The sequence below is a fragment of the Microbispora cellulosiformans genome (assembly GCF_008728085.1).
Lineage (GTDB): Bacteria > Actinomycetota > Actinomycetes > Streptosporangiales > Streptosporangiaceae > Microbispora > Microbispora amethystogenes.
Map to the genome: position 1 here is coordinate 1 of NZ_VYTZ01000032.1, position 8,365 is coordinate 8,365.

6 protein-coding genes, 1 pseudogene and 1 riboswitch are annotated in these 8,365 nt (G+C 68.7%); of the genes and pseudogenes, 1 reads left to right on the forward strand and 6 read right to left on the reverse strand.

The window, feature by feature from the left end:
* From F5972_RS36595 to F5972_RS36610, 4 genes are all read right to left on the reverse strand, one after another.
* Positions 1 to 1,579 (reverse strand): ATP-dependent Clp protease ATP-binding subunit (locus F5972_RS36595; protein ID WP_150940725.1); only part of this gene is annotated, 1,579 nt, incomplete at its 3' end.
* Positions 1,580 to 2,067: 488 nt separating this feature from the next.
* Positions 2,068 to 2,412 carry a histone-like nucleoid-structuring protein Lsr2 gene (locus tag F5972_RS36600; RefSeq protein ID WP_111701811.1) on the reverse strand — a complete coding sequence of 115 codons (345 nt, stop codon included), beginning with the start codon at positions 2,410 to 2,412 and terminating at the stop codon, positions 2,068 to 2,070.
* A gap of 1,352 nt (positions 2,413 to 3,764) precedes the next feature.
* Positions 3,765 to 5,246, reverse strand: a complete 1,482-nt coding sequence (locus tag F5972_RS36605) for an RDD family protein (RefSeq protein WP_150940727.1) — start codon at positions 5,244 to 5,246, stop codon at positions 3,765 to 3,767.
* Between the two features lie 146 nt (positions 5,247 to 5,392).
* A complete protein-coding gene (locus tag F5972_RS36610) occupies positions 5,393 to 5,944 on the reverse strand; it encodes an amino-acid N-acetyltransferase (protein ID WP_150940729.1) in 552 nt (183 codons plus the stop codon).
* A gap of 430 nt (positions 5,945 to 6,374) precedes the next feature.
* Positions 6,375 to 6,528, forward strand: a riboswitch (cyclic di-AMP (ydaO/yuaA leader).
* A 67-nt stretch (positions 6,529 to 6,595) separates the two neighbouring features.
* On the opposite strand from F5972_RS36610, the gene F5972_RS39230 reads away from it, so the two are divergent.
* Positions 6,596 to 7,636, forward strand: coding sequence for a C40 family peptidase (locus tag F5972_RS39230; RefSeq protein WP_150940731.1), 1,041 nt, complete (start codon positions 6,596 to 6,598; stop codon positions 7,634 to 7,636).
* A 62-nt stretch (positions 7,637 to 7,698) separates the two neighbouring features.
* Here F5972_RS39230 and F5972_RS36620 read toward each other — a convergent pair whose 3' ends face one another.
* Complete coding sequence (locus F5972_RS36620; protein WP_111701819.1) at positions 7,699 to 7,947, reverse strand: helix-turn-helix domain-containing protein; 249 nt, start codon at positions 7,945 to 7,947, stop codon at positions 7,699 to 7,701.
* A 174-nt stretch (positions 7,948 to 8,121) separates the two neighbouring features.
* A pseudogene (locus F5972_RS36625) lies at positions 8,122 to 8,313 on the reverse strand (hypothetical protein); the annotation flags it as partial.
* Positions 8,314 to 8,365: the final 52 nt, after the last annotated feature.

Here is an 8,365-nt window from a genome sequence, read left to right on the forward strand (position 1 = left end):
ACCGCGACAGGCCCTTGATGGCGTCGTCCTGGCCGATGATCCGCTTGTGCAGCTCGTCCTCCATGCGGAGCAGCCGCTGCGACTCCTCCTCGGTGAGCTTGAAGACCGGGATGCCGGTGGCGGTGGCCAGGACCTCGGCGATGAGCTCCTCGGTGACCTCGGCCACGACGTCCATGTCGCCGGCCTTCCACTCCTTCTCCCGGCGCTCGCGCTTGAGCTGGAGCTGCTTTTCCTGGTCGCGCAGCGCGGCGGCCTTCTCGAAGTCCTGCGCGTCGATCGCGGACTCCTTCTCGCGCCGGACGTTGGCGATCTTCTCGTCGTACTCGCGCAGGTCCGGCGGCGCGGTCATCCGGCGGATCCGCATCCGCGACCCGGCTTCGTCGATCAGGTCGATCGCCTTGTCGGGCAGGAAGCGGTCGCTGATGTAACGGTCGGCCAGCGTCGCGGCGGCCACCAGCGCGCTGTCGGTGATCGACACCCGGTGGTGCGCCTCGTAGCGGTCCCGCAGGCCCTTGAGGATCTCGATCGTGTGCGACAGGCTCGGCTCGGCCACCTGGATCGGCTGGAACCGCCGCTCCAGCGCGGCGTCCTTCTCCAGGTGCTTGCGGTACTCGTCCAGCGTCGTGGCGCCGATGGTCTGCAGCTCACCGCGGGCCAGCATCGGCTTGAGGATGCTGGCGGCGTCGATGGCGCCCTCGGCCGCGCCCGCGCCGACGAGCGTGTGCAGCTCGTCGATGAACAGGATGATGTCGCCGCGGGTGCGGATCTCCTTAAGGACCTTCTTCAGGCGCTCCTCGAAGTCGCCGCGGTAGCGGGACCCGGCGACCAGCGCGCCGAGGTCGAGGGTGTAGAGCTGCTTGTCCTTCAGCGTCTCGGGCACCTCACCCTTGACGATCTTCTGGGACAGGCCCTCCACCACCGCGGTCTTGCCCACACCGGGCTCGCCGACCAGCACCGGGTTGTTCTTGGTCCTCCTGGAGAGGACCTGCATGACGCGCTCGATCTCCTTGTCCCGGCCGATCACCGGGTCGAGCTTGCCCTCCCGCGCGGCCTGGGTCAGGTTCCGCCCGAACTGGTCCAACACCAGAGACGTCGACGGCGCCGACTCCTGCGGCCCGCCCGCCGCCGCCGGCTCCTTGCCCTGGTAACCGTGCAGCAACTGGATCACCTGCTGCCGCACCCGGTTCAAGTCAGCGCCCAGCTTCACCAGCACCTGAGCCGCGACACCCTCACCCTCCCGGATCAAACCCAGCAGGATGTGCTCGGTGCCGATGTAGTTGTGCCCAAGCTGCAACGCCTCACGAAGCGACAGCTCGAGCACCTTCTTGGCACGCGGAGTGAAGGGAATGTGCCCCGACGGCGCCGACTGCCCCTGGCCGATGATCTCCTCGACCTGCTGGCGCACCCCCTCGAGGCTGATCCCCAGGCTCTCCAGAGCCTTGGCCGCCACACCTTCGCCCTCATGGATCAGACCAAGAAGAATGTGCTCGGTACCGATGTAGTTGTGGTTGAGCATCCGGGCCTCTTCTTGGGCCAGGACCACAACCCGCCGCGCACGGTCGGTGAACCTCTCGAACATGTCGTCGCTCCTCACAGAGCGGTCAGGCGAATCCGGGAGATCCGGCACGCCGTCCCGCACGGTAGCCCCGACCCAGCGACCCGGTCCTCGGCGGAAGGGTTCCCCAAGCGCAGGGCGTTCACGCTCTATCCAACCCCCTGCCGGGGGTGACATGTTCCCGATACGCCGCAAGCGAACGAGGTTTTAGGGAGTGCAAACACAATCGCGCGGTTATGCGATCGTCAGGTCCTCCGACGAACCGGATAACCGCGCGATCGACGATGCGGTTACAGAGCATCCCGCGGATCACGCCACACCGGAGACCGGCACGGCACGACGCATCACAATGCGACAGAGGAGCCCAAAGCAGAGCAGTGGGCCTCTCCGGTCCCTCGGGAACTCCGCACTTCACCCGGAACTTTCGCCGGTGACGCCTGGCGTGGCGCCACTCGACCGGCCGTGACGGGTGAAGGCCCGGCAGGTGCGACCCGGATCGCACCGTGCACCGCCTAGTGCGCGTCCTCGTACGCCTGGACGATCGAGGCGGCGATGCGGCCGCGCTCACTCACGGGGTGCCCGTGAGACTTCGCCCAGGCGCGGATCTCCGCGCTCTTCTCGCGGGTCATGGCTCGCTGGCCTCCGCCGCCCGCACCGCGACGACGACCGCGGGCCTGCCCGCTGTCCGCCCGCCGCGCGCTGCCGACGAAAGGCGACAGCGCGTCGCGAAGCCGCTTCGCGTTGCCGTCGCTCAGGTCAATCTCATAAGACGTGCCGTCAATCGCGAAGGTGACCGTCTCATTGGCCTCGCCGCCATCGAGATCGTCGATGAGAATCACCTGCGTGTGCTTGGCCATCCGGCAATCCTTTCGCAGCCCATAGTTTGATTCGTCAGCCAAACATATACCCGGTTTCCCCCGGCTGACAATTCAAGATTGCGGATTCTCAGGAACTCCTGAGTCCGGTGACTTCTCGCGTGGCTCCCGTGCCGGGCGGAGACCCGCCGCGTCGGAACGTACCAACTTTACGATGCCGTAGACGACCGCGCCGGCGACGACCGCGGAAGGTATCAAGGCGGACAATACCTCTGACATTCTGCCTCGCTCGTGCCGGGGTGTCATTAGGTGCACCCGAGGAAATTCCGAGGACGCCCCGAGCTCCCCGGGCCCCCCTTGCCGGGCCGGTCGTCCTCATACGACCATAGCGCCGGGAGGGCCAGGCGCGCCTTCCGGGGTGCCCCGCAGGCCACAGCCTAATCCTCGTCTCTCCAGCGGCCTTACCGGATGCACCACGAAATCGTACCCAAATGCCGGGCCGGACGGTCACCGGAAGCCGTCCGGCCCGATGTTTCAGCCGCTCGCGGCCACTACTCCCGGAGGGACGGCAAGGGCTCCCGCTCCGGTCGGCCCCTTCGCTCGCGGCGGTGAAGCCGCAGGTCAGAGGACTGCCAACCAGCATGAACGAAGGCGTGGCGACAAGTCGGAATCGGCAACCCGCTTCCCCATGCGACTCTCCATCCGACGCTCATCCGAAGCTCACACAACTCTCACACAATAGGTCCGTCCCGGCACGCCGCGCCGTTGATGAGCGCCACGGAAACGAGGGGACGCCGCGTCCTGCGGCACCCGGATCTTCATGGCCGCCGTGACCCTTCTGGTACGTCCGGCGCGCCCTTGACGGGATATACATACGTCTAAGCAGATCCCCGGCCCCGGGAAGGCTCGCAAAAAGAGAGGACCGCACCGCTTCCCCCAAGATCCACTTGCCGGGCGCCCCGAAGATCGATTTAACCGGCCGCGCCACAAACGCACGGACGCCCCCGGCGGCCGGGGCCGTCTAAGGTTTCGCGCGGCCAAACCGCCCGCGCTTTCGGGCGACAGTGCCGGGGCCGCCAGGGGACGGGCAGGCCGAGGAGCCCATAAGGGCCGGTGCGCGGCGTTCGGGTCCTTAAGAGCGCCCAGCGCGTTCCTAAAGCCGCTCCGGCCGGATTTGGCGCCGAGCGCGGTGGCGGGGGCGGACCGGAGGGATTGACGGCGCGGTGTCGCGGTCATTGCCACCTCTCGGGCAGATGCGCCGGTCCGCCAAGCATGGCATGTCCCGGTGGTCCCGTTACCAGATTTTCCGGAGCGGGCGCCGCCGGCGCCCGGAACCGTCACGCCATACGAAAAACGGGGCCGATGGTCTCTGCCATCGGCCCCGTTCGCGGTCATTACTTGACCTTGACCACCACGGTGTTCGCGACCTTGTCGTGCAGGGCCTGCTGCAGCGGCTTGTCCCAGAGCAGCCACAGCACGTTGAGAAGGGCGGCCAGGTTCGCGAGGTACTTGATGACGGGAATCCACGAGAGGAACTGGAAGGCGAAGAGCACACCGGCGCGCTTGAGCGCCGCGTCCTGGGGCAGCCCCGCCGCGTCCAGCGTTCCCCCGACCGGGACGACCTTGATGCCCATCGCCATCTTGCCGAGGGTCTGCCCGCGCGAGCGCAGCATGAAGAACTCGTAGACGGCCATCACGACGCCCCCCAGCACGGCGACGAGCAGCGTGGCCAGGAAGGCCCCGCTCTCCAGGGTCGTGACGCCGGTCGTCGGGTCGATGCTGGCGGCGGTGAACAGCAGGCCCACGATGACGGCGTTGAGGATCATGTAGGGGATCCCGACCACGACACCGTCGATCAGCCGGGCGACGAGGCGCTGCCACCACTCCGCCAGCGGGGCCGGCGCGCCGGGCGGGATCGCCCCCTGCGGCGCGTACGACTGCCCGTAGGCGGGCTGGCCGTACCCCGGGGTGGCCTGTGCGCCGCCGTAGCCGGGCTGGCCGTACTGCTGCTGACCATAGCCCTGCTGGTCATAGGCCTGCTGGCCGTAACCGGGCTGACCATGGCCGGGCTGGCCCTGCTGACCGCCGTGGCCCTGCTGCTCGTAGCCCTGCTGGCCATAGGCGTGCGAGCCGGACGCCTGGGGGCCGGTCTGCTGGCCGTACTGCTGCTGACCGTAGCCACCCTGCGACGGCTGGCCGTAGCCGCCCGTCGGCTGACCCTGCTGACCGCCGTAGCCCTGCTGCTCGTAGCCCTGCTGGCCGTACGCCTGCGAGCCGGACGCCTGAGGGCCGGTCTGCTGGCCGTACTGCTGCTGACCGTAGCCCTGCTGCGGAGCCTGCTGACCGTACTGCTGCTGGCCGTAACCCTGCGGGCCGGTCTCCTGGCCATAACCCTGCTGGCCGTACCCACCCTGCGACGGCTGGCCGTACTGCTGCTGACCGTAACCGCCCTGCGCGGACTGGCCGTACTGCTGCTGACCATAGTCCTGCTGCGGAGCCTGCTGACCGTACTGCTGGCCATAAGCCTGCGGGCCGGTCTCCTGGCCGTAACCCTGCTGGCCGTAACCACCCTGCGACGGCTGGCCGTACTGCTGCTGACCGTAGCCCTGCTGCGGAGCCTGCTGGCCGTACTGCTGCTGGCCGTAACCCTGCGGGCCGGTCTCGTGTCCATAGCCCTGCTGCTGGCCGTAGCCGCCCTGGGCGGGGTCCTGCCCGGGCGTCTGCTGCGGGCCCGTCTGCTGTGCCCGATAGCCGACGACCGTGGCCTCGGGGTCGTACTCCTGGGAAGGTCTGTCCGTGTTGTACCCGTGGCTCGAGGGCGGCGGTGGCGTTCCGTCCGACTCGTCCTGGGGGTACGGCGGCTGTCCGGTGCTCACCGTGTCACCTCGTTTCGAAGACGCATGCGCCGCATCTCAGTAGCACACGCTGATATCGCCAAAAGTAGCGACACGCGTATCAACAGTCACCTTTGCAGCGGCTGACCGCCAGCGTCAAGATCAGCCACCAATGTCGGCATTATGACTCAACGGCGATCAAGATGCAGCAGCATTCGCGTGTTTCCCAGCGTGTTCGGCTTGACGTGCTCCAGGTCGAGGAACTCGGCGACGCCCTCGTCGTACGACGCGAGGAGTTCCGCGTACACCTCGGGAGACACGGGAGTGCCCTGAATCTCGGTGAAACCGTGACGGGCGAAGAACTCCACGGCGAACGTGAGGCAGAAGACCCTGCGCACGCCGAGCCCGCGCGCGGCGTCGATGAGCTCGGCGACGATCCGGTGGCCGACGCCTCCGCCGCGCACCGCCGGGTCCACCGCGACGGTCCTGATCTCGGCGAGGTCCTCCCAGAGCACGTGCAACGCGCCGCAGCCGACGACCTCTCCGCCGATCTCCGCGACCCAGAACTCCTGGACGTCTTCGTACAGCGTGACCGTGCTCTTCTTCAGCAGGCGCGGCCCGACGCCCGAGTACGCGTCGACGAGGCGGCGGATCGTCCTGACGTCCGGGGTCCTAGCCCGGCGCACCACCACGCCCCGGGCGCCGGATCCGCTCGGCGTCTGCGCGGCGACCTGCTCCATGACCGGTCAGCCTAGTGCCGCGACCGACAAGGTTTGCCCCCGCGCGTGACCCGGGGATCGGCGAGGCCGGCTCCCATTTACGGTCAATCCCAAACGGCCCGTCCGACATCGCGCCTGACCGTCTGTAGCCACCGGGATACGGATCGGCGCCGGATCGGACCCCGGAACGCACGTCCCGCTCCGCATCGATTTTCCCTCCTGTCCGACCAGCACCTCAGAGGCCCACAAAGCACCACAAACCCAGGTAGACCAGCCCGTATCACTGATCGACTCGTGACCCGAGCGTGATCAGTTGGTTGTCAAACGTAGACGGGTTTGCGAGTTCTGGTTGAGCAACAACTCAGGGTGCACTAATGTCCAGCGACGATGCCGATCGTCGTGAGCACTCTCGACGATCGGGCGCCGAATCCTCGAAGCGCCGGTGTCCGAACCCTGTCGGGCGCCGGGTGCGGAGAGGAGCCGGGGACCCAATCCATGGGATCAGGATCGGTTCAGGTTCAGATCGTCCAGGGGTGAATCCGCAAGGTAGGGCTACTCCGGCCCGAACCCGTCAGCTAACCCGGCAGGCGCTCGGCAGTGCCCCGCCACACGGCCCGTCACGACGACGCCGGCCGGTGCGGGAGCACCTATGGGAGAGGAGCTCGGTTGCGCATGCGTGGAGGACGGCAGGCGGGCAGGCACGCCCGTCGCCGACGGCCCGGAGCCGGCCCGGCCGGTCCGGGTGCGATCCGGCGGTTCACCCTCGTCGGAGTCGCGCTCGCCGCGGTCACATTCGGCGCTCCGGTGGTCAGCGCGACCGCCGACCCGAAGCCGAGCCTCAAGGAGCTCGCCGCGGAGGTGGAAGACCTCTACAGCGAAATCGAGTCCCTCACCGAGCAGTACAACGGCGAGCGGGTACGCCTGAAGGCGGCCGAGCGGTCCGCCGAGCTCGCCAAGAAGAACCTCGCCAAGAGCGAGGCCGAGCTGGCGACCCGCCGGCAGAGGGCGAGCGCCCTCGCCCAGCACTCCTACATGACCAACGGGCTCGGCAACGCCCTGGTGCTCGTCAAGTCCACCGATCCGCGGCAGTACCTCGACCAGGCCTCCACGACGTACGCGCTGGAGTTACAGCAGAGCCAGGAGGTCGCCGAGGTCAGCAAGGCGATGGACGCCGCCGCCCGGGCCAAGTCCAGCGCCGCCGCCCGCCAGAGCGAGGTCAGGAAGCTGCTGAACGGCCTCGACTCGCGGCGCGACACGATCACGAAGCTGATCAAGAAGACCGAGAGCAGCCTCTACCGGCAGGTCTCGCGGGAGGTCGGCGCCGAGACGCGCAGGAGGATGTCCTTCCCGATCGTGGGCGGCGGCAAGGCCGCCCAGGCGGCGCGCTGGGCCCTCGCGCAGCAGTTGAAGCCGTACGTCTGGGGCGCGGAGGGACCGCGCTCGTTCGACTGCTCCGGCCTTGTCATGGCGGCCTACCAGTCCGTCGGCATCAGCCTGCCCCACTACACGGGCGACCAGTGGACGGCCGGCACCCACATCACCAAGGACCAGCTCCGCCCCGGCGACCTCGTGTTCTTCTACTCGGACCTGCACCACGTGGGTCTCTACATCGGCGGCGGCTACATGGTCCACGCGCCGCGCACCGGTGACGTCATCCACATCGCCAAGATCGCCGGGCGTCCGTTCGCGGGCGGGGTGCGCGTCGCCGACTGATCACCCGCCCGACCGTGCTCCGGCCGTGCCCGAGGGCGCGGCCGGACGAGTCCGGGACGTGGTCAGATGAGACGGCGGCGGGCGGCCCAGGCGACGGCCTCGATGGCGGTCGCCACGCCGATCCGGTCGCAGATGCAGCGCAGTCGCCGCCGCACCGTACGGCCGCTGACGTCGAGGCTACGGCCCACCCGGTCGGCGGTCACACCCTTCGCCAGCTCGGCGAGCAGCAGTAGGTCCTCCTCGGTGAGACCGGCACGCTCAAGGTCCGAGGCGAGATCCTCACCCCGGTAGACGACCTCCGGATACCCCATCGTCCGCCCTCCCCACGACGATGATGCGTCGGCCCACCCTCCAGGGACGGTAAACGCCTTTGCCGAAGGCCGTCAAGGTGCGGCGGCGGGCCGCCGGTCGTAGGCCTCCCTGGCGGCCTCCACGTCCTCCATGTGGATCTCCGCCCAGTTCTTGATCGCTTCGAGCAGCGGCATCAGGTCCTCGCCCAGGGGAGTGAGCCGATAGTCGACGCGTACCGGCGCGGAGTGGTTCGTCGCACCCGTTCGAGCGGGCGGCCGAGGCCCACGAACGGCTCGCCCGGGGCGGCGTGCGCGGACGCGTGGTGCTGACCCCCTGACCTCGCGCCGGCCACGAGGCCGGCGCGAGACCGCGAGGCCGGCGGTCAGGCGGTCAGGCGGTCAGGCGGTGCGGCCGGGGGCGAGCAGCTCGCGGATCCGG